We start from the raw sequence: 19,723 nt of genomic DNA on the forward strand, positions 1-19,723 counted from the left end.
GGTCCTTCCAGGCATGAATTCAGATCGTCTGCACAGGCTCACTGGAGTAGGGGCTCACTGGAGCAGGCGCCGCGATGTCATGGCACATCGATATCCATGATGGCCAGACGGGCATCGGAAAAAAACTGTCGGCGGACCAGAACGATGATGATGAACATCGTCGTGACCATGAATACGTAAGGGCTCAGGAACCAACCGAGATAGCCGATCGAGAGGAAGATGGCCCTTAACCCAGCGTTGAAATTGCGCGCGGCGATAACGTTCATGCGGATGACGCGCTCGGCGGCGCGTTCCGCTCGCAAGGGGTCGAGTTCTGCATCCTCCCGCATTGGCAATGAGCCGAAGAGGATGGTGCAATAGTTGAACAGCCGATAGGCCCAGCCGAATTTGAAGAAGGCGTAACCGAACAGGCAGGCAAGCCCCGCCACCTTGATCTCGAAGGCGGCGCGGCCGCCGTTGAGGATGAAGGGCAAGTCGGAGAAGAAGGCATTGACCTTGTCGGTGGCGCCGAGCAAGGCGAAGCAACTGCCAATGGCGAAGATTGACGTAGAGGCGAAGAAACCGGTGCCGTTCTGCAGACCCGAAAGAATCTGCGTGTCGATCATCTTCAGGTCGCGGCGGAGCGAGTTGTAGATCCATTCACGCCGGCGCTCGTTCATGGCCAGCGTCAGGCTGGTGCGGTTGAAGAATCGGGCGCTGCCGGTGATCCAGTTGAGCGCGACCCAGAGGAGAACGAAGAGGGCGAGGGCGACATAGTCGGCGGTCGTCATGAAGGCAGATTCTCCAAGTCCATCTGCCGCCGACTGTAGCGTACGCCCATTCGGGCGCAATGGCCTTATGTTTGCGCCGCTTCGTGCCTACATGTAATGTCGCAGGCATGAAATCCGATGTCGGTCGATCGCCGTGAAGGGTTGCCTTGATAGCGTAGCCTTGCCGTTGCACGATTTGCCGAGGAGGCACCAAAGGTCCATGTTTCTTTCAGTTTTCGATGTTTTCAAGATCGGCGTGGGGCCTTCCAGTTCACACACGATGGGTCCGATGTCGGCCGCCAATCGTTTCCTGGACCTCGTGCTTTCGAACGAGTGGCCACGGCCGTCATCGAACGTGCATGTCGCTTCGATCAAGGTCAGCCTGCACGGCTCCCTCGCCCATACCGGCATCGGCCACGGCACGGGCAGGGCGGTTGTTCTCGGCTTGATGGGCGAGCGCCCGGACCACGTCGATCCCGACCGGATGGATGCCGTCATCGACGAGGTCGAGCGCAGCGGCCGCATCACGCCGCCGGGCCATCCGGCCTATCAATTCCAGCCGAAGACCGACCTGATCTTCGACAAGAAGGTGCCGCTGCCGGGCCATGCCAACGGTATGAGCTTTTCCGCCTTCGACAAGGACGAACGCCTGCTCGTCAAGCGAATCTACTATTCCGTCGGCGGCGGCTTCGTCGTCACCGACACCGAGCTCGAACAGATGCGCTCCGACAAGAAGAAAGCCGCGTCGGGCGAGCGCATTCCGTTCCCCTTCGCGACCGCCAAGCAGATGCTGGAGATGGCCGAACGCTCCGGCCTCTCGATCGCGCAAATGAAGCGTGCCAATGAAGAGACGCGCATGGGCAGCGAAGAGCTCGACGCCGGGCTCGACCGCATCTGGGCGGCCATGAATAGCTGCATCGACCGCGGCTTGAAGGTCGAAGGCATCATGCCGGGCGGCCTGAAGGTGCGCCGCCGGGCGCGGGCGATCCATGACAAGCTGCAGGAGGAATGGCGCAGCAACCGCATCAATCCGCTGCTCGCCAATGATTGGCTGAGCGTCTACGCAATGGCCGTCAACGAAGAAAATGCCGCGGGTGGGCGCGTTGTCACCGCGCCGACCAATGGCGCTGCCGGTGTCATTCCGGCGACGATCCGTTACTACCAGCATTTCCACGAGGATTGGGACCAGGACGGCATCCGCAACTATCTGCTGACCGCGGCTGCGGTGGGCGGCATCATCAAGCACAATGCCTCGATCTCCGGCGCCGAAGTCGGCTGTCAGGGCGAGGTGGGCTCGGCGGCCGCGATGGCGGCTGCGGGGCTTGCCGCCGTAATGGGTGCGACGCCGGAGCAGATCGAAAACGCCGCCGAGATCGCGCTGGAACACCATCTCGGCATGACCTGCGACCCGGTCGCCGGCCTCGTGCAGGTGCCGTGTATCGAGCGCAATGCGCTCGGCGCCGTCAAGGCGGTGACGGCAGCGTCGCTCGCCATCAAAGGCGATGGTCAGCATTTCGTGCCCCTCGACGCCTGCATCGAAACCATGCGTCAGACCGGCTACGACATGAGCGAGAAATACAAGGAAACCTCTACCGGCGGCCTCGCAGTGAATGTGGTCGAGTGTTGAGTGTGGAAGCTTGATTCTAAAAGCTTGACGCTACCCGCCAAAAGGATTTCAACGGCGTCATGGCTTTGCATCTCATCAAATTGTGCGTGGGCGCTGACTCGCTTGAGGACCTGCGCGAATGGGTTTCCGAACGGGCGATGAGCGCCATCGCTGCCGGTTTGGAGCCGCACACCACCCATACCACCCGGATGGTGCCGAAGCGCATGGAGGAGCTGCTGGACGGCGGCTCGCTCTATTGGGTGATCAAAGGGCAGGTGCAGGCGCGGCAGAAACTGCTCGATATCGAGACCTTCACCGATGTCGACGGCATCCACCGTTGTCGGCTCATCCTCGACCCAAGCGTCGTCGAGACCGCCGGCCAACCGCGCCGGGCCTTCCAAGGCTGGCGATACTTACCGCAAGAGGATGTGCCGCGTGACCTCGACAGCCTTGGCGGCGTCGCCGAACTGCCCGCAGATTTGAGGCGGGAGCTTTCGGAACTCGGATTGTTGTAGGGCGGCCGCCGGGAGCGGTTCAGCTTTTCACGGCGTCTGAGAACCGCTCATCTTTTTGCTTTTTGCAATTCGGACGGAAAAGCGCTTCGCGCTTTCCCTGGCATGGCTTCAGCGCAGCCGCATCAGCACCGGCGCTTGGCCGCTTGGCGCAGTGATGTGCAGGTGGATGTGGGCTTCCGGCTGAGAATATCGCCAGGCGCGGGCACCGTGGCAGAGCAGGATGGCGATAAGGTCTTTCGTCTTGTTGCGCGAACGCGAACGGCTAAGACCGAGATCGGCCAACCGCATCGCTGCCTCATGCAGCGGATGAAGAGCAAAGCTCTTCGGTTTCATCTTTCCCCCGCCATCGAGCGAGAAACCTGGAAAGTTCTCGTTCATCGCCATTTTCACATCCCCGTAACACATTACAAACTCAGGGCCGGCCCCATAAACATCTGTGGCCGGAAAAACCGAATGTTGCCATGCAAAATCCGGTAAATCTCAAGAGGATGCGCCGCGGAAAACCGTGGCCACATCCTTATTCCAAGCTCGCCCAGCACTTCACGCCGGCCTTCTTGAGAGCCTTGCAGGCATTGACCGCCGCATTCTGATCCTCGAAGCCGCCGAAGCGGGCGCGATAGCCGCCGTCAAAGGCAAGCGTGTAAGCTTTGGCCGAGCGCAATGCCTTGCCGCCTTTGCCCTTGGCCGTGTCTAACAGATCGGTGGCGCCGTCCTTGCTGGAAGAAATGCCGATCTGGACGACCCAGCCGGTCGGGCCGCTCTCAACTTTGCTCGCCTTCGCAATCTTCTCAGGCTTTTCGACCTTCTCGGTCTTTTCTGCCTTCTCAATCTTCTGGGTCTTGATGACCTTGGTATCGGACTTGGAAGTCGAGGCCGTCGTGACGGTGTCGACCTCCTCCGTATCGCTATCATCCGCCGGCGCAGACGTCGGCTCGATGGAGGCGACTTCATCGGCTGCGACACGTTGCCTTTGCTTCGTCGAAAGCAGCGGATTGCTCGACTTCGGCGTTATCGCCGCGAAAGCCGCAGCGCTCGACGGCTGCTGGTCGTCGTCGGCCTCGGCGGTCTCGTCATTGCTCATCTTCGCGCTGCCGGCAGCTGCCATACGGGCGCTTGCCGCCTGGATATTGGGTGCTTCCGCCGCTGTCTGGGCGACCACGTTGGAGGCAATGTGCTTCGTGGACGCCTGCGGCAGGTAAGCGGCGATCAGCTTGCGCATCTGGTTGTCGCGGGCGGGCGTCGAGGCGCCGCCGAGCACGACACCGACGATCGACCGACCGTCGACCTTTACCGAAGTCGCGAGATTGTAACCGGCAGCGCGGGTATAACCTGTCTTGATGCCGTCAACACCCCGGACCGAGCCCAGCAGATGGTTGTGACCCGGGATCACCCTGTTGCCGAGACGAAAGCTCGTTTGGGAGAAGAAGCCATAATATTGCGGAAAGTGCTCACGCAGCGCAACGCCCAGACGGGCCTGGTCGCGCGCCGTCGTCATCTGCGCGGTATTCGGAAGGCCGTTCGGATTGCGATAGGTCGTGCGCGTCATGCCGAGAGCGCGCGCTTTGTTGTTCATCATGCGGGCGAAATCGTCTTCCGAGCCGCCGAGCATTTCGCCGAGCGCCATAGCCGCATCATTGGCGGATTTGGTGACGATGCCAAGGATTGCCTCCCGGACGGTAACCGACCGGCCCGTCCCGATGCCGAGCTTCGTCGGGGCCTGTGAGGCAGCGTTCCGCGAAAAGACGACGGGAGTATCGAGTGTGATCCGACCGGCCTCGAGCGCCTCGAACGTCAGATAGAGCGTCATCATCTTGGTAAGCGAAGCGGGATAGTGAAGCGTATCCGCATTTTCGCTGTAGAGAACATTGCCTGTGTTCGCGTCAATAACGATGCCCGCATATTTCGAGCCGCCGGCTGCATTCGATGCATCGACCGTAACCGTCACCGTCGCCGTCGCGATTGCAAAACCAAACAGCACCCTCGCCAGAAATTTACCGGAGTGTGGTGAGGATGCGGAGAAAATTGATCTGGACACTACTTCACTCTCTGCTTGCATTTACGTTCTCGATTATCCGGCCGCCGCCTCCATGAACGCCCGTTGGGTTTCTAGAGTAAGGGCTTAGCGTTACCAATCGGTTTATGATGAACAGTTGGTTTCAAGTTTCCGCGTCATTCTAGTCATCACTTACAGAGATGCTGCCGGCGTCGGGCGTATCGAGGAGGCGGGTCCTGACGAAACTCCGGACAGCAGCATCCATCGTCTGCCAGTCGCCAAGCTGATTACTGGAAAAGCGATAGAGCACACTGAGATCCTTGCCGACCCTGATATCCCTCTGGCAGTCGCCGCTGGTCGCCTGATCCGGCGAGGAGGGCAAAATGCAGCGCACGACATAATCCGGCTCGCCGACGCGCGGCGCGGTGAGAAGCACCTCGCCGCGATAGCCGGCGTCAGCCCGCAGACGATGTGCCGTCAGCCCATGCGGACCGGCGAAGGCTTCACCGTCCATCAGATGCGAATAGATCGGCTCCAGCCGTCCGGACATGTCGCGCGACATAGTGCTCTGGCTGAGTTGGAGGAAGATTAGTGAGGAGGACTGCGAAATATCGTCGAACCGTAAGCGGTCGGCATCGCTATAGCCCTGCATCTGCGGCCAGGTGAGATAGAGATCGACGCGTTCAGCGACGCCGTTTACCCGTTCGCTCGGGAAGCGGATGGTATTGGCGCCAAGACGCAACGTATCCTCGCCGATCGTCACAGTGATCGGCCTCACTTCGGCGGTGTGGCCAGCCAGCGAAATCTTTTCGCCGAGCCAGCGGCCGCCAATGGTGATAGCGACGGTGAGGGCCGCAAGCACGGCAACGCCTGCCGTGAGACGGTAAACGACGCCGCTCGAGATCAGCGGCTGTTCGTCGATCGTGGAGGCAGACGACAGAGGAGGGTTCATGCTCTTGCCTTCGGTTCCATTCCGCCTTGGAAACCATCGTCGATGAGGCATCCGCCGCGGCTCAAGACCCCTGTTGAGTCTCGTTTTGGAATGATTGCCGCCACGATGGTTAACGAGTCGTTAAGAATGCATCGGTGTGCATATTTATTGGCGCATATACCTTTCTGAAAATCGGGGCAGATTTCGGGTCAAGGCGGTTCAGCTTTTCACAGAATCGCATTCTCGCTCCATCTTCTTGTTTTTTTGGCAGTTCCGCACGAAAGCTGCTGCGCAGTTTTCCTGAAATTGCTCTAGGCGAAGTTTGGAAACGAAAAGAGCCGTTCCCGGGACAGCGGGAACGGCTCCGAGGCGCCGGTCAGGACAGAAATGCGGGGACAGACCGGGCCTTTGACCCAGACCGCCGGTGCTAGGTCACCGGCGATCGCGTGGTGGAGAGGTGACTTATTTCAAGCTGCCGACTGCAACAGCGCGGCCATCCTGTATCTTGACCCAGCGGGCCGGATCGTCAGCGGACTGACGCTTTAGGAAAGTGTATTCGGTATCCGACCAGAGCTTCACTTTGTTGCGCATGTTGTCGAGAATGAAGTCGCCGCGATCGGTGCGTACCGTCAACACGGCATGGCCTTCGCCGTTCGGCTGCAGCACGACGGTCATCAGCAGATCGGAGGGAGAAAAGCCGGCGTCGATCAGCTCCTTGCGCTTCAGCAGAGCAAAATCCTCACAGTCGCCAGCAGTGGTCGGGATCGCCCATTTCTCTTCGACACCATAAAGATCCATGTCGGTCATCGGCTTGATCGTCGTATTGACCGTATAGTTGATCTTCAGGATGGTCTTCCAGCGATCTTCGGAGAGAATGGCGGGACCAGCATCGCCACCGGCATAGGCGCATTCCTTGGGATTCTCCTTGCAGAACTCATAATGACCGATCGGCGGAGCCGCATCGCCGGTGAGCGTCATATTGGCCGGCGTCGCATGAGCGAAGCCAAGACAGCCGAAGGTGAAAAGAGCCATTGCGGCATAGCCGCGAATAAGAAATTGAAAGCCCATGTCCGTGTCCCTGTTTTATTGGGATCAGAATGACATGCAGGCTTTTATCCGACGCAAAATTACGCAGTCAAATTAAGGACTTAGTTGATTCAAATGCGGATTGAATTGTCATAAAATAAGAGCAAAACTTGAATCAAACTTTCGAGGAATTCGACTAAAATTTGAATGTTTTTCCACGCGAGTTGCCGCGTTTGACTTCCTCGTATCCCATTGTTTTCAATTGATTTTGTCTTCGACCGCAGAAATAGGTGAGGCACACCGTTTGCCGGTAGCAGCGCCGAAATGGTACGGTCGCTTCGTCTCAGCACGTCGTCGGAACCTCACGGACGCCGGAGATTCCCTCACGCTGTGCCATTTTGGGAAAAGGCGCGCTCAAAAAAAATTTGATTTTTTTTGCGGCCATCAGCCGATAGCGCGAAATTCGTCCGTTGCTTCGACAATGGCTGCCGCCATCTCCAATGTCGCGGGGGAGTGGGCGGAATTGGGAACCACGACCAATCGTGCGGCGGGCCATGCCCGTGACAGCTCCCACGCGGTGACAACAGGCGCCTCGAGATCGAGGCGGCCCTGGATCATGGTGCAGGGGATGCCGGCGAGCCGGCGGATATCGCGCAATATCTGTCCGTCCTCCAGCCAGCCGCGATGGCGGAAGTAATGCGTGATGATGCGCGCTCTTGCGGTGAGATACCGAGGATCGGACCAACGGCCGGGTAAAGTCGCACGTGGATCGACGAGGATCGATGCCGATTCCCATTCATGCCAGTCCCTGGCAGCCTTGAGATGGACGGCCGGATCAGGATTGCAGAGCAGGCGATGATATGCGGCAACCAGATCGCCGTCGCGCTCGCTCTCCGGAACGGCTGCACGGAAGCGCTCCCATTCCTCGGGAAAGAAACGGGCGAGCCCGTTGTAGAGCCAATCGATCTCGGATTGCCGCGTCATGGTGATGCCAACGACAACGAGGGCCGCAACACGGTTCGGATGCGTCTCAGCATAGACCAGTGCAAGAGTGCAGCCCCAGGAATTGCCGTAGACCAGCCAACGTTCGATGCCGAGAAAAAGCCGAAGCTGCTCGATGTCGCCAACCAGGTGCCATGTCGTGTTGGCAGAAAGATCGGCCTCCGGATCGGACGCATGCGGCAGGCTCTCACCGCAGCCGCGTTGGTCGAATTGAATAATGCGATAGTGTTCCGGATCGAAAAAACGGCGAGCGCTTGGGGAACTGCCTGACCCCGGACCGCCATGCAGGACGACGACCGGAACACCGTTCGGATTGCCCGACTGCATCCAACGAATGCTGTGAGCGTCACCAACGTGGAGCATGCCCTGATCATAGGGCTCGATTTCAGGATAAAGCGTCTTCATCGGCCATCACATAGATAGAGTGGCGAAACGCCGCTATTTCCAGAATCGACGTGACAGCAGGATGACAGGATTAGAGGAATTCGCGCAACGTCTCGCGGGATTGCACCGAGAGAAATTCGATCGCGACGCCTTCCATGAAGTGGCGCACGATGCGGCCGCGCATATTGCCGAGGCGCACCGGCGTACCGATCGGCGGGCGGGCTTCGACGTCGACGGCAGCGCCCGAGAGCGACAGATCCATGATGCGGCAGACATAGCGCGTGCCGTCTTCCAGCGTCAATTCACTGAGGGTGCTGCGCGGTGTCAAACGGTCGTGGCGACGATCTTCCGGCAGGCCGAGCTCATGCTTATTGGCGAGCCAGGTGAGCTGGGCAGCGAGCTTCTCGCGCTTGCGGTCGGTCGCATTGATCGACATGCTGAAACCACGGCCGTCGACGGCGACCACATGGCCCTCGACGCGGCCGAGATGATCGATATAGGCCACGACACGCTCATTGACGCGCGGACGGCCCTGGCAAGTAACATACATATCGCCCGGGGACATGTCCGTAACCAGGCATTCGAACTCTTCGTAGTTGGCCAACATCAAGCGGCCCTGCATATTGATCGGAACCCGCTGAAAGGTCCGCTGATCCTTGCGAGGCGCATTCCCTGCCAATTGGTTTGGCCGCGTGGTCTGGGCTGGCTGGAATGAATGCATGAAAGGGCTTCTTGAACCGATTATGTTTCGTGCAATCACTAGCCGAAACTTCTTAAGGTAAGGTTGTCTTTCCTGAGGGATAGCTCAGAGACGGCGGCTGAATCTGTCTCGCGATGGGTCAACCGATCCGGGATCGCGCTCGCCCAACTTCAAATTCAGCATGCGGCGCATCAATTCACCGAGCCCGAGGCCGTCATGATGGGAGATCAAATCGGCGGGTTCCGGATGCGGTGGCAATTCAACGGGCCGGGCCGGGCGCTCGTACAGCAGGCGACTGCGATCGAGCGCCAGGAACTCCAGACGCTCGCCACCGAGCCATGCCGTATGCGCAGTCGGTGTCAGGCAACCGAGCAGACGATCACAGACATCGCCGGATGAGCGCAATGGCATCAGTGCCATTTCGAAGGTCATGTGGCGACCGCTGAGGCTATAGCCGGTCGCATTGATCAGAGCAGGCACCACATGCGCCATCACGCCGGCGGCGATGCGCACGGGATCATCAGGTTGGCTGCCGGCCCACAACGCGGCAAAACTCTCGCCGCGAAGCTCGCGTCCCAGGAAACTGCAGATCGCTGTTCCGGCCAGCCGAAAGCGCGGCGCCTCGTCCGGTACGGCTTCAAGAATAAAGAGCTCAGGCAGAATATGGCGGACCGCTGAAGGCTGTATCAAATTGCGCAACGGCGCATCCGCATTGCCGCGGAGCTGTTCCCAATAGGTAAATATCTCGATGCTGGTTTTCTGCCGCATGACGCGTCCGTGTCCCATTTCAGTTCAAATGCAGGGGCATTCATTGCCCTCGCGTCATACCCTGCTAATTTCGTGCCAACGCCGAGCCGTTAAGGTTAACAGAGGGTTTCATTTGCCTTCCGCAGCCATGGGTGAGAGAAATAACCCATCACTTCACGAGGGTGACCTTCAGCACAGACTGTCTCGGGCGTGGGATATAACCATTGCGGCACATCCCAACGAGGAGCGCCCGAACAAGCCGTCCACCAGGGTTGGACGGCTTTTTTTTTGATTTTCACTGCTGTATGTCTCGATTCCCTTCTCAAGATTTCAGAGCAAGTCATGGATGATGCAGAGCCACCGCGCCAAGAGCCCGAGGAAAATCGGCCGCCGCAGCGCGTTCCGGCTTTCAATCTGCCGCCCGTCATCCTCGCAAGCCTCGGCCTGCTCATCGTCGTCTTCGCAATTCAGAACCTGCCCTGGTGGTCGGACGATACGCTGAACTGGCTATATTTCACCTTCAGCTTCATTCCTGCCCGCTATGCCTTCCCATTGTCGCAGCAGGGGCTGGAATGGCTCTGGACACCAGTTACCTATTCGCTCTTGCATGGCGGCATCGAACATATCGTCTTCAACGGGCTGTGGTTGATGGTCTTTGCCGCACCCGTAGCGCGTCGCATCGGCGCCGCACGCTATGTGATCTTCTGGGTTCTTTCGGCGGCTGCATCCGCATTCCTGCATGCTGCCATCTATTGGGGCGATCAAAGCTTGTTGATCGGCGCCTCAGGCGTCGTTTCAGGGCTGATGGGAGCAGCCTGCCGTTTTGCTTTTCCCGCCATGGACGGCCGCCGTGTCGGCATGCGGCAGGCGCATCTCAATCCACGGCTGTCGATCCCAGCTTCACTGCGCAGCCGCACGGTCGTTGCCTATATCGTGATGTGGATCGTCGGCAATGCGCTTGTTGCTTTCGGCATCACGATAGTCGGCGACAGCGCGCAGCCGGTCGCCTGGGATGCGCATATCGGCGGCTTCCTTTTCGGCTTCCTGTTGTTTTCGCTGTTCGACCGGCAACCTCGCATTGAAGTCGAAAACTCGACCTCATCAGCGGAATGAAGCTGTTGCTTTCTCGTCCTCACTGGCGCACCATTCACGCTTATCGGCCGTGAAGGGATGAGACCGGTATGGTCGATGACGGGAGCAGCGGTCCGAAACCTGGAGGCGGTTTCGGAACAAATCCGAGGCTCATCTGTTCACTGTGCTTTCGAGATGGGAGGATCGAATGTCAGTTTCCGTAAAAGCCATACTTGACGCCAAGGGTCGCAACGTCATTACTGCCGGGGCTAATACGACCCTCGCAGAAGCCGCAAAAATCCTGAGCGAGAAGCGCATCGGCGCCATCGTCGTCGTCGGGATGGCTGGCAAGATTTCCGGCATCTTCACCGAGCGTGATGTCGTCAACGCAGTTGCCAAGCACGGCCAGGACAGCCTCAACCAGCCGATTGCTTCGCTGATGACCTCGAAAGTGCATCGCTGCAAGGAAGACTCCACCACCGACGAACTGATGGAGCTGATGACGCACCGCCGGTTCCGCCATGTCCCGGTCGAAGAAAAAGGCAAGCTCACGGGCATCATCTCGATCGGCGACGTCGTCAAATGGCGCATCCGCGAAATCGAACTCGAAGCCGAACAGATCAAGGCCTATATTGCGGGGTGAGAAGCGGTTCGGCATAGCCGAAGCGATCGAGCCACTGGGTCGCTGCAGCGACGAACGCCCAGAGCCTAGAGCGAAGGGCCGGGTGGCGCAGCATGGCGGACCTATCGTGCTCGCCGGGGCCGAAATCGGCTCCGCATCTTGCCGCCTGTTTCCACACCCGAATGATTCACGCCCTATCGCGCAAAGGCTTCCTGCATGCGCCTGATTTCGGTAAGCCGGGCCGATGTCTCTTCATAGCCGCGCTCGATTGCTTCGCCGGCGCGATGAAATTCCGAGAGACCGACGTCACTGAGGCGCGGGTGCAGCGCAAGGTCCGGCGGATCGCCGGCGAGGCGGGCGCGGGAAATCCGATCCTGGATGATGTTGAAAGCCTGTACCATGACGCCGGTCATGCCGAGCTTGGTATACGGCGCTTCGTCACGGCGTTGCGGTTCACCATTCAGCGGGCCGGCAGTGTGTTTGACGACCGCCGAACGGCCGAAGAGATCGTAATGCAGGTTGACGGCGACCACGAGCGGCTGCTCGTAGGCACGGCAGACGGAAACAGGCACGGGATTGACCAGCGCACCGTCGACCAGCGTGCGGCTATTGGTGCGAACCGGCTCAAAAATGCCGGGCAGGGCGTAGGAAGCCCGCAACGCCGTGATCAGCGAACCGTTCGCGATCCAGACCTCATGGCCGGTATTCAACTCCGAAGCGACGGCGACGAAGGGGCGGTCGAGATCCTCGATGGCGAAGCCTTCAAGGTGTTCCTGCATGCGTTTGGTCAGCCGCATACCGCCAAAAAGGCCACTACCGCCGATCGTGAGGTCGAGGAGGCTGGCAATGCGACGCATGGTTAGCGAGCGGGCAAAAGCCTCCAGTTCGTCGAGTTTGCCGGCGAGATAGCAGCCGCCAACCAGGGCCCCGATGGAGGTGCCGGCGATCATTCCGACCTCGATGCCGGCCTCATTCAGGGCGCGCAGCACACCGATATGCGCCCAGCCGCGGGCAGCACCACCGCCAAGCGCCAGCGCGATCTTTACTTTCTTTGGGGGAGCGGGAGCAGCGGGAGGGCCAGGAATGTTGGGCGAGATGGTCGGACCTGAACTCACAGGAACCTGTGCGGCACTCTGACGATTCAACCCCCAATTCAACATGGCATGCCATCCTCCGAGGCCTATACTCGCCTCTTGCTAAAATACTGTCCCTTTTTCGTTTCCAAATCGTATACTTGGTTATTGCTTGCTCAGCCGGTCGGCGGGTAGTTAGTGCCCATAGATCTCGCCAGGATCGAAATGCAGGTGATCGTCAACGACGTTCAGCACCGGCTTTCCATCCTCCAGCTCGACGGTGCGATAGAAACAGGAACGTCGTCCAGTATGGCACGTTGCGTCGTGACCGGCGACCTCAACTTTCAGCCAGATAGCATCCTGGTCACAATCGGTACGCATCTCCTTCACGGTCTGCAGATTTCCGGAGGTTTCACCCTTTTTCCATATTTTCCCGCGCGAACGGCTGAAGTAGTGCGCCGTTTTTGTCTTTATGGTCAGTGCCAGGGCCTCGGCATTCATATGCGCGACCATCAGCAGTTCACCATCATTAGCGTCGGTAACGATCGCGGTGATCAGGCCGCGATCATCGAAACGGGGAGTGAAATCTCCCGCATCCTCAAGTTCGGATTTGTCTGAGGAAGGCTCGTTGAATACCAGGTTCATTTCCGGCTCTTTCTTTGAAGCCCAGTCAGCGGCTCCGGACCATCGTCATGAAGCGGACTTGCTCGGCCGGATCGGCCTTGAAGGCGCCGGTGAAAGTCGTCGTTAGCGTCGACGAGCCCTGCTTCTGCACACCGCGCATCGCCATGCACATATGCTCGGCTTCGAGCATGACGGCGACGCCGCGCGGGCGCAGCGTTTCGTCGATGGCGTTGGCGATCTGGGCGGTCATGGCCTCCTGCGTCTGCAGGCGGCGACCGAAAATTTCAACGACACGAGCAATCTTCGACAGGCCGAGAACGCGGCCACTCGGCAGATAGGCGACATGCGCCTTGCCAATGATCGGCACCATATGGTGTTCGCAATGCGAGAAAAACGGAATGTCGCGCACGAGGACCATGTCATCGTAACCGGAAACCTCTTCGAAGGTGCGGCCAAGCACATCCTCAGGGTTCATATCGTAGCCGGCGAAGAGCTCGCGGTACGCCTTGACGACGCGTGTCGGCGTATCGAGCAGGCCTTCACGCTGCGGATCGTCGCCTGCCCAACGAAGTAAAACGCGCACGGCGTCTTCGGCTTCCTTTTGCGACGGACGGTCCAATTCCGGATTGGATTCAAGTGCCTGCGGAAAGTTCTTTACAATGGCGTCCATTACCTGTGGTCTCCTGATCCGCACCGCGGACCTTATTTTGTCGGACTCGCCACTGGTATTCCCCGGAACATGGGGAGATGTGTACCTTTGGCGGGCTCCGGGGCGTTCTGGCTGACTGATAAGCCTGCCGTCCTGCACGGTTTCCCATCAAACTTACAGAAGACCATTGCAATTCCGTGGCCTTCGAACGACATACATATAGTATGGCATTGTCCCTGTGAAAGTGTCCTAACGCGACACGCTGTGTTTTTTGTTATGAAACGCAAAACGGGTACATCGGAGCAAAATCGATGATGGACGACATCTACAACAGCAAGATCCTGGAATTCGCCGGCAACATCGAACGCATCGGCAGCCTTTCCGACGCCGATGCAAGCGCTCAGGCCCATTCCAGACTATGCGGCTCCCGCGTCAAGATCTGGCTGAAAATGGACGGCGATGTCGTTACCGATTTTGCCCACGACGTCAAGGCCTGCGCGCTCGGACAGGCCTCTTCCTCCATCATGGCCCGCCATGTGGTCGGCGCCACCGCCGCTGAACTGCGCAAGGCACGCGAAGATATGCTTGCGATGCTGAAGGCGGACGGTGAGGGCCCGGACGGACGCTTCGAGGATATGCGCTATTTGAAGCCGGTTAAGGATTACAAGGCGCGCCATGCCTCCACGATGCTGACGTTCGATGCGGTCGTGGATGCGGTCGGACAGATCGAGATGGCGCGCGAGTCCCACGGGGCCATAACGGCCGAAGCCGTTTAATCGAGGCCGCCAGCGATGTGCCATCTCTGCGCCATGCAAGATGATGAAGATGAAGGGGGAGCGGCAGCGGGCTCCAAAAGGATAAGGCGCGACGAAATACCGCGCCATGGCAACAACAAATCACTCCATTCCCGCAATTATTCCGGCCCCTTCCGCAAGACGCCCGACCGGCTCGTCGGCATGGGCCTCATCCGCTTCTATCAACTGACCCTTTCCGGTTTCATCGGCAATTCCTGCCGCCATCTGCCGACCTGCTCGGAATATGGCTACGAATCGATCGCCCGTCATGGCCTGTGGGCCGGTGGCTGGATGGCGCTGTTCCGTGTGGCGCGATGCGGACCGGGCGGTACGAGCGGGCTCGACCCCGTGCCGGAAGTGCTGGAGAGCCGCTACTCTTGGTGGGCGCCGTGGCGCTATTTCGCCATCGGTCGGAAACCGGCCGGAGTGGCATGAAGACTTACGTCGCGCTCCTTCACAGCATCGTGCTTGGTCCTGGACGCAGGGTGAACATGAGCGATCTGAAGGCGATGACCAAAGAGTTCGGCTTCGCCAACGCCAGAACCCTCGTCGCAACTGGCAATCTGGTTTTCGAAGCAGAGGAACAGCCAATCAGGAAGATCGAAGCGCGCCTTGAGGCCGGATTTGCAAGCGCTTTCGGCAAGTCCGTCGACATTATCGGCCGCGATGCCGAGGCATGGCTGAAACTTGCCGCCGGCAATCCGTTCAAGGACGGGAAGGGTAGCGAGGTAGTCGTCCGCGTCATGCGCGAGCCGCTCGATCCCTCTGTCATCGCTACGCTCGACAAGAATCGCAGCAGCACCGAGCGCATGGCAGTGGTCGATGGCGACCTGTGGATCGATTTCGGCGGCAAGGCGAGCGAGACGCGTCTGCTCTCCGCACTCACCACCAAACGTCTCGGCGTTGGCACGTTGCGCAACTGGAACACGGTGCGCGGATTGGCCGAGATGATTGGGTGTTAAAGTCGCTTCTCCTTTACTAAATCGCCAAATATCGCTATCAGGCGACCGCGTTCAAAAACATTGATTGACCGCTTCTGTTGAAACCACCCGCATTCGTTGGCGGGACTGGACAAGGAGAATTTCGATGTCCCAATCCGTTTCCCTGACATTTCCCGATGGTTCCGTGCGCAGCTACGATGCTGGCGCAACCGGCCGAGATGTCGCTGAATCCATTTCCAAATCGCTTGCCAAGAAGGCCGTCGCCGTTGCAATCGACGGCACCGTGCGCGACCTTTCCGATCCGGTGACCGAAGGCAAGATAGAGATTATCACCCGCAATGACGACCGCGCGCTGGAACTGATCCGGCATGATGCGGCGCACGTCATGGCCGAAGCTGTGCAGGAACTGTGGCCCGGCACACAGGTGACCATCGGCCCGGTCATCGAAAACGGCTTCTATTACGACTTTGCCAAGAACGAGCCCTTCACGCCCGACGACCTGCCGGTCATCGAGAAGAAGATGCGCGAGATCATTCAGCGCAATGCGCCGTTCACCAAGCAGATCTGGTCACGTGAGAAGGCGAAAGAAGTCTTCGCGGCCAAGGGCGAGCGCTACAAGGTCGAACTCGTCGATGCCATTCCGGAAGGGCAGGATCTCAAGATCTATTATCAGGGCGATTGGTTCGACCTTTGCCGTGGGCCGCATATGGCGTCCACCGGCCAGATCGGCTCGGCCTTCAAGCTGATGAAGGTGGCCGGTGCCTATTGGCGCGGCGACAGCAACAATCCGATGCTGACCCGCATCTATGGCACGGCCTTTGCCGAGCAGGCCGATCTCGACAATTACCTGCACATCCTCGCCGAGGCCGAGAAGCGCGATCACCGCCGTCTCGGCCGCGAAATGGATCTCTTCCATTTCCAGGAAGAAGGCCCCGGCGTCGTATTCTGGCATGGCAAGGGCTGGCGGATGTTCCAGACGCTGGTTTCCTATATGCGCCGGCGTCTTGCTGACGATTATCAGGAAGTCAACGCGCCGCAGGTGCTCGACAAGTCGCTTTGGGAGACTTCCGGCCACTGGGGTTGGTATCGTGACAATATGTTCAAGGTCACCGTCGCCGGCGACGACACCGACGACGATCGTGTCTTCGCACTGAAGCCGATGAATTGCCCCGGCCACATTCAGATCTTCAAGCATGGCTTGAAGTCCTACCGCGAACTACCGATCCGTCTTGCTGAATTTGGTAATGTGCATCGTTACGAGCCCTCTGGCGCGTTGCATGGCCTCATGCGCGTGCGCGGCTTCACGCAGGACGATGCGCACATCTTCTGCACCGACGAGCAGATGGCGGCCGAGTGCCTTAAGATCAACGATCTCATCCTGTCGGTCTACAAGGACTTCGGATTCGACGAAATCACCATCAAGCTGTCCACTCGCCCGGACAAACGCGTCGGCTCGGACGAACTCTGGGATCGCGCCGAAAGCGTGATGATGAATGTGCTGGATACGATCAAGCAGCAGTCGAACAACATCAAGACCGGCATTCTGCCGGGCGAGGGCGCATTCTACGGGCCGAAGTTCGAATATACGCTGAAGGATGCCATCGGCCGTGAATGGCAGTGCGGCACGACGCAGGTCGACTTCAACCTGCCGGAACGCTTTGGCGCTTTCTATATCGACCAGCATTCCGAAAAGACGCAGCCGGTGATGATCCACCGCGCCATCTGCGGCTCGATGGAACGCTTCCTCGGTATCCTGATCGAGAATTTTGCCGGCCATATGCCCCTGTGGGTTTCGCCGCTGCAAGTGGTGGTCGCGACCATCACCTCGGAAGCCGACGAATACGGCAGCGAGGTTGCGGAAGCGCTGCGCGACGCCGGGCTCGACGTCGAGACCGATTTCCGCAATGAAAAGATCAACTATAAGATCCGCGAGCATTCGGTGACGAAGGTTCCGGTCATCATCGTCTGCGGCAAGAAGGAAGCCGAGGAGCGTTCCGTCAACATCCGCCGCCTCGGCAGCCAGGCGCAGACGGCAATGTCGCTCGATGAAGCCATTGCATCGCTTGCGCTCGAAGCTACGCCGCCAGACATTCTGCGTAAGCGCGAAGCCAAGCGGGCCAAGGCCGCTTAGTATCGGTGTCGTCTGACAGCGTCTTTAGGGTGCTGTCAGACAACTGACACAGAGCTTTAATATATGTGCTGAATCAAAGTGTTGCTTCGCCGTTGCACGTTTTGTCGGACATGCAACGCTATAAGGTTTAAGGAGCGGGGCAGCCCGTCGCGGATTTGGATTTCAAAGAATTATCCTACGCCAATGAACGGGATACGCGCATCAAGCGCTGGTTCATCCGCTCGATCGAAGGCCTGTCCGGCCGCGATCGTTATGCCCGACTCTACGACATCTGGCGCAGCGACATTGTCGGCAAGAGCGAGCGTATCTTCGGCAAGATGCTCGATCTCATCGATGTGCGCCTGGTTGCCAAGGGCGAATGGCCACCGCGCGAAATTCCGGATGCGCCGATCGTTATCGTCGCCAACCATCCCTTCGGTATCGGCGACGGCATCGCCGTCCTGGCGCTGGCCGAACAACTCGGCCGTCCGTTCAAGGTGCTAATCAACAACGAGCTGCTGAAAGTGCCTGAGATGAACGACTATTCGCTGCCGGTTTCCTTCGAGGAAACCAAGGAGGCGATGGCGATCAACATGAAAACACGCCACGAGGCCGTTCGTCTCCTCAAGGAAGGCACCACGATCATCGTTTTTCCGGCCGGCGGTGTCGCGACGGCCAAGAAGGGATTCGGCCGCGCCGAGGACCTGCCGTGGAAAATCTTTCCGGCAAAACTCATTCAATCGGCGCGGGCCAGCGTCATTCCGATCTATTTCGAAGGGCAGAACGGCCGGCTGTTCCACCTCGCCAGCCGCGTGTCGATGACGCTGCGCATTTCGCTGTTGATCCGCGAATTCCGGCGCCTTTCCGGCAGCACCATCACCGCGCACGTCGGCAGGCTGATGAGCTGGGAGGCGCTCAGCGAGGGGAACGACCGTAAGGATCTACTGTCGAAGCTCTACAGCGCGGTGTTTTCCATGGCGCCACCGAGGCGGGCATTGCGGAAAAAAGTCAGCTAAGCTTGGCGCTGAAAGCGATGAGTCGGCGCCCACGGCAGCCTCAATCCATGCTCTCGCCGTCATCCCCGCCGGCCGGTGCCAATTGCTCGTAAGTCGGCAATGGATGCTTTTGGCTTGAGGCGCCCGGCTGTGTCTGCGGGACCTGGTTTTGCTGCACTTGTGGCGGCGGGATGGGGATCTGCTGCGCCGGCTGCTGATCGTTGGCGTCCTGCGGCTGCTGTTCCTTCATCAGCACTTCGACATCGGTGTTCGTGCCGGCTGCAACGGTGAAGTCGCGTTGGTAAATCTTGTCCTTGTTGCGGGCGACGGCCGTATATTGGCCCTCGGCAAGCACCATAGTCGGGAAGGCACTGAGGCTTTCGCCGACGATATCGCCGGCAGACGTCAGGATCGACCAGGCGGTATCGGCGATCGCCTCGCCGCCGGCGTCCGACACCAGCTTGAAAGTGATCTTCGCCGCTTTGTGCTGGATCGTCGCTTCAGTCACCTTGCCGGCTTCCACCTGGATATCGGCACGGATGACGGCGTTGACGGCACCATATTCGGAGACAACGTGATAGGTGCCGGCGCTAAGGCCTACAAGCGTGTTCGGCTTGACGTCGGACATGACAAGGCCGCGCTCGCCGTCTTCCTTCGCATCGCTGGAATAGATCGAAAAGCTCAACTCGTCCGGCGGGATGCGCACGTCGGACCCGGAAACGGCATTCAGCACCATGCCGCCGGCATCGAGCACCATGGTCTGCTTCTGCAGCACTCCGCTTTCGGGGACAGTAAGCTTTTTGGTGACGCCGGCGCGGCCGAAGGAGACGTTGACGAAATAATCGCCGGGAAGAAGATGGAAGGAAGCCGAACCGCCTTTCGAGCTCGCGACCAGTGGCAGCTTGCCGTCGGCGCCGGCGAAAGGACTGAAGACATACCAGGAAAGGCCCTGCAACTGGGGGCCGCCGTCAGACGCCAGCTTGGCCTCAAGCGAGACGTCGCGCAGCGTTTGAGCAGGAGAACGTTCGCCGCCCGGCGCTATGAAGGCGTTGAGCTTCGGCATCTTGACGCTGCCGTCGAGCTGCTTGAATTCCTGAAAGGCATCTTCCGCCGAGGCAACGGTGCTCAGGCTCGCGAGCATCGCGAAAGCCGTGCCCAATCGGCGAGCGGATGAAATGCCTGACATGAGTT

The 19,723-nt window shown here is 59.2% G+C and carries 21 protein-coding genes; 9 read left to right on the top strand and 12 right to left on the bottom strand.

Annotation, left to right across the window (positions count from 1 at the left end):
- Positions 1–77: 77 nt before the first annotated feature.
- A complete protein-coding gene (locus tag FHT86_RS06495; RefSeq protein WP_133706053.1) occupies positions 78–770 on the bottom strand; it encodes a DUF599 domain-containing protein in 693 nt (230 codons plus the stop codon).
- Between the two features lie 199 nt (positions 771–969).
- Between FHT86_RS06495 and FHT86_RS06500 the strand changes: the two genes are divergently transcribed.
- Both FHT86_RS06500 and FHT86_RS06505 read left to right on the top strand, forming a co-directional pair.
- Positions 970–2,376 carry an L-serine ammonia-lyase gene (locus FHT86_RS06500; RefSeq protein WP_133706054.1) on the top strand — a complete coding sequence of 469 codons (1,407 nt, stop codon included), beginning with the start codon at positions 970–972 and terminating at the stop codon, positions 2,374–2,376.
- Between the two features lie 59 nt (positions 2,377–2,435).
- The gene (locus tag FHT86_RS06505; RefSeq protein ID WP_133706055.1) at positions 2,436–2,870 is read left to right on the top strand and encodes a DUF1489 family protein; all 435 of its coding nucleotides are present in this window, start codon (positions 2,436–2,438) and stop codon (positions 2,868–2,870) included.
- A gap of 108 nt (positions 2,871–2,978) precedes the next feature.
- Here FHT86_RS06505 and FHT86_RS06510 read toward each other — a convergent pair whose 3' ends face one another.
- From FHT86_RS06510 to FHT86_RS06540, 7 genes are all read right to left on the bottom strand, one after another.
- A complete protein-coding gene (locus tag FHT86_RS06510) occupies positions 2,979–3,254 on the bottom strand; it encodes a hypothetical protein (protein ID WP_133706056.1) in 276 nt (91 codons plus the stop codon).
- A 133-nt stretch (positions 3,255–3,387) separates the two neighbouring features.
- A complete protein-coding gene (locus FHT86_RS06515; protein WP_133706057.1) occupies positions 3,388–4,926 on the bottom strand; it encodes a serine hydrolase in 1,539 nt (512 codons plus the stop codon).
- 118 nt (positions 4,927–5,044) lie between these two features.
- Positions 5,045–5,815 (bottom strand): hypothetical protein, encoded by a 771-nt coding sequence (locus tag FHT86_RS06520; protein ID WP_133706058.1) that lies wholly within the window; start codon positions 5,813–5,815, stop codon positions 5,045–5,047.
- 441 nt (positions 5,816–6,256) lie between these two features.
- Complete coding sequence (locus FHT86_RS06525) at positions 6,257–6,862, bottom strand: transglutaminase-like cysteine peptidase (RefSeq protein ID WP_133706059.1); 606 nt, start codon at positions 6,860–6,862, stop codon at positions 6,257–6,259.
- A gap of 402 nt (positions 6,863–7,264) precedes the next feature.
- A complete protein-coding gene (pip, locus tag FHT86_RS06530) occupies positions 7,265–8,227 on the bottom strand; it encodes a prolyl aminopeptidase (protein ID WP_133706060.1) in 963 nt (320 codons plus the stop codon).
- A gap of 70 nt (positions 8,228–8,297) precedes the next feature.
- The gene (locus FHT86_RS06535) at positions 8,298–8,927 is read right to left on the bottom strand and encodes a PilZ domain-containing protein (RefSeq protein WP_133706061.1); all 630 of its coding nucleotides are present in this window, start codon (positions 8,925–8,927) and stop codon (positions 8,298–8,300) included.
- Between the two features lie 84 nt (positions 8,928–9,011).
- Positions 9,012–9,674 carry a PAS domain-containing protein gene (locus FHT86_RS06540; RefSeq protein WP_246779399.1) on the bottom strand — a complete coding sequence of 221 codons (663 nt, stop codon included), beginning with the start codon at positions 9,672–9,674 and terminating at the stop codon, positions 9,012–9,014.
- A 321-nt stretch (positions 9,675–9,995) separates the two neighbouring features.
- On the opposite strand from FHT86_RS06540, the gene FHT86_RS06545 reads away from it, so the two are divergent.
- Positions 9,996–10,766, top strand: coding sequence for a rhomboid family intramembrane serine protease (locus FHT86_RS06545; protein ID WP_133706063.1), 771 nt, complete (start codon positions 9,996–9,998; stop codon positions 10,764–10,766).
- A gap of 166 nt (positions 10,767–10,932) precedes the next feature.
- Positions 10,933–11,367: a CBS domain-containing protein gene (locus FHT86_RS06550; protein ID WP_133706064.1), complete on the top strand. Its 435-nt coding sequence runs from the start codon at positions 10,933–10,935 to the stop codon at positions 11,365–11,367.
- Between the two features lie 173 nt (positions 11,368–11,540).
- Here the strand turns inward: FHT86_RS06550 and FHT86_RS06555 are convergent, their stop codons facing one another.
- The 3 genes from FHT86_RS06555 to folE all read right to left on the bottom strand — a co-directional run bounded on the left by FHT86_RS06555 (position 11,541) and on the right by folE (position 13,713).
- Positions 11,541–12,506 (bottom strand): patatin-like phospholipase family protein, encoded by a 966-nt coding sequence (locus FHT86_RS06555; RefSeq protein ID WP_133706065.1) that lies wholly within the window; start codon positions 12,504–12,506, stop codon positions 11,541–11,543.
- Positions 12,507–12,614: 108 nt separating this feature from the next.
- Complete coding sequence (hisI, locus tag FHT86_RS06560; RefSeq protein ID WP_133706066.1) at positions 12,615–13,064, bottom strand: phosphoribosyl-AMP cyclohydrolase; 450 nt, start codon at positions 13,062–13,064, stop codon at positions 12,615–12,617.
- Positions 13,065–13,089: 25 nt separating this feature from the next.
- Complete coding sequence (gene folE / locus FHT86_RS06565; RefSeq protein WP_120704233.1) at positions 13,090–13,713, bottom strand: GTP cyclohydrolase I FolE; 624 nt, start codon at positions 13,711–13,713, stop codon at positions 13,090–13,092.
- A 290-nt stretch (positions 13,714–14,003) separates the two neighbouring features.
- On the opposite strand from folE, the gene FHT86_RS06570 reads away from it, so the two are divergent.
- The 5 genes from FHT86_RS06570 (at position 14,004) to FHT86_RS06590 (ending at position 18,553) form a co-directional block, all read left to right on the top strand.
- Positions 14,004–14,468: an iron-sulfur cluster assembly scaffold protein gene (locus FHT86_RS06570; RefSeq protein WP_133706067.1), complete on the top strand. Its 465-nt coding sequence runs from the start codon at positions 14,004–14,006 to the stop codon at positions 14,466–14,468.
- Between the two features lie 15 nt (positions 14,469–14,483).
- Complete coding sequence (gene yidD, locus FHT86_RS06575) at positions 14,484–14,921, top strand: membrane protein insertion efficiency factor YidD (protein WP_133706068.1); 438 nt, start codon at positions 14,484–14,486, stop codon at positions 14,919–14,921.
- Positions 14,918–15,448, top strand: a complete 531-nt coding sequence (locus FHT86_RS06580) for a DUF1697 domain-containing protein (protein ID WP_133706069.1) — start codon at positions 14,918–14,920, stop codon at positions 15,446–15,448. The genes yidD and FHT86_RS06580 overlap by 4 nt, the downstream gene beginning before the upstream one ends.
- 124 nt (positions 15,449–15,572) lie before the next feature.
- Positions 15,573–17,558, top strand: coding sequence for a threonine--tRNA ligase (thrS, locus tag FHT86_RS06585; protein ID WP_133706070.1), 1,986 nt, complete (start codon positions 15,573–15,575; stop codon positions 17,556–17,558).
- 155 nt (positions 17,559–17,713) lie between these two features.
- The gene (locus FHT86_RS06590; RefSeq protein WP_133706071.1) at positions 17,714–18,553 is read left to right on the top strand and encodes a lysophospholipid acyltransferase family protein; all 840 of its coding nucleotides are present in this window, start codon (positions 17,714–17,716) and stop codon (positions 18,551–18,553) included.
- Between the two features lie 40 nt (positions 18,554–18,593).
- Here FHT86_RS06590 and FHT86_RS06595 read toward each other — a convergent pair whose 3' ends face one another.
- Complete coding sequence (locus tag FHT86_RS06595) at positions 18,594–19,718, bottom strand: hypothetical protein (protein WP_133706072.1); 1,125 nt, start codon at positions 19,716–19,718, stop codon at positions 18,594–18,596.
- Between the last annotated feature and the right edge of the window lie 5 nt (positions 19,719–19,723).

Source organism: Rhizobium sp. BK313 (assembly GCF_014193655.1).
GTDB lineage: Bacteria > Pseudomonadota > Alphaproteobacteria > Rhizobiales > Rhizobiaceae > Rhizobium.